General features: G+C 31.2%; 2 protein-coding genes. Both read left to right on the top strand.

The window, feature by feature from the left end; all coding sequences use genetic code 11:
* Nucleotides 1-572, top strand: a 572-nt coding sequence (locus SCA31_RS22370) for a helix-turn-helix domain-containing protein (protein ID WP_410699259.1), incomplete at its 5' end; no start/stop codon positions are given.
* On the top strand, nucleotides 560-1,402 hold the full coding sequence (locus SCA31_RS22365) for an IS3 family transposase (protein ID WP_410699260.1): 843 nt from the start codon (nucleotides 560-562) through the stop codon (nucleotides 1,400-1,402). The genes SCA31_RS22370 and SCA31_RS22365, both read left to right, overlap by 13 nt.
* Nucleotides 1,403-1,430: the final 28 nt, after the last annotated feature.

Raw genomic sequence — 1,430 nt, 5'->3', positions numbered from 1 at the left:
TAGACTGCCCCCAAAAAGTTAGACACTTTTTAGGGGCATTTTTTATGTATAAAAAAGAAAAATTTAGCATTGATTTTAAGTTGAGCTGTATAGACTTTCATATAAATTCTTATCGTTCAGTAGGATCGATTGCATTAGAAAAAGGGTTTAATGAATCTAACCTTCGTAAATGGCTTGGCTTTTACAATAAATATGGTATCTCTGGACTTGAGCCCAGAAAAAATAAAATCTATAGTTTACAGTTCAAACTTAAAGTTTTAAAAGCTATCGATACAGATTCTCTCTCCCAAAGAGAAGCGTGTATCAGATTTGATATCTCTGCCCAGTCTACGGTCTTGAAGTGGCAAAATGATTACGAGAAAAATGGTATTTTAGGTTTAGAAAATAAACCCAGAGGAAGACCTAAAATTATGAGCAACAATAAAGATCAAAAAAGGAAATCGGATAAAACTTTGACAAGAGAAGAAGAACTTTTGCTTGAAAATGAAAGGTTACGTACTGAAATTGCTTATCTAAAAAAGTTAGACGCCTTAACACTAGCCAGCAAAAAGCAAAAGCCATCGAAGAGTTAAGGCCAGACTATAACTTAGCAGTATTACTGGCTTGTTCAGGTGTGGCAAAAAGCAGTTTTTATTATCATCTTGCTCGTGGTAAGAGAGAAGACAAATATGATAAGATAAAAAGCTTAATACAATTAATTTATCAAAAGCATAAAGGAAGATTTGGGTATAGAAGAATAACTCTAGAACTAAAAAACCAAGGTGTAATTATCAATCATAAAACAGTTTTAAGATTAATGAAAAACTTAGGGTTAAAAAGCTTAATTCGGGTGAGGAAATATAAGTCTTATCGTGGAGAACAAGGTAAAATAGCCCCCAATATTCTGGAAAGAAACTTTAAAGCTCACCATCCAAACCAAAAATGGGCTACTGATATTACAGAATTCAATGTTTCTGGGAACAAATTATATCTGTCTCCTATCATTGACTTATTTAACGGAGAGATTATAAGTTATGAACTCTCAGAAAGACCTGTCTTTACACAGATTATTAATATGTTGAAAAAAAGTTTTAGAAAAATAAAAAATGTACAAAACCTAATTCTCCACTCAGACCAGGGGTGGCAATATCAAATGAAAGCGTATCAAAATATTTTAAAACAAAAAGGAATTATCCAAAGTATGTCCAGAAAAGGAAATTGCCTGGATAATGCCATAATAGAGAATTTCTTTGGAACACTAAAATCCGAAATGTTTTATCTAAAGAAATTTATGTCAATACAGGAATTAAAAGAAGAAATCCATCAATATATTAACTATTACAATAATGACAGAATAAGACTTAATTTAAAAGGAAAGAGCCCGATAGAATATCGAACTCTTTATTATCAAAAGATTATTTAATTTTGTCTAAACTTTTGGGTGCACTCTA

It is taken from the genome of Chryseobacterium sp. SIMBA_028 (genome assembly GCF_046535285.1).
Classification (GTDB): Bacteria; Bacteroidota; Bacteroidia; order Flavobacteriales; family Weeksellaceae; genus Chryseobacterium.
This window is presented reverse-complemented; position numbering and strand designations above follow the sequence as displayed.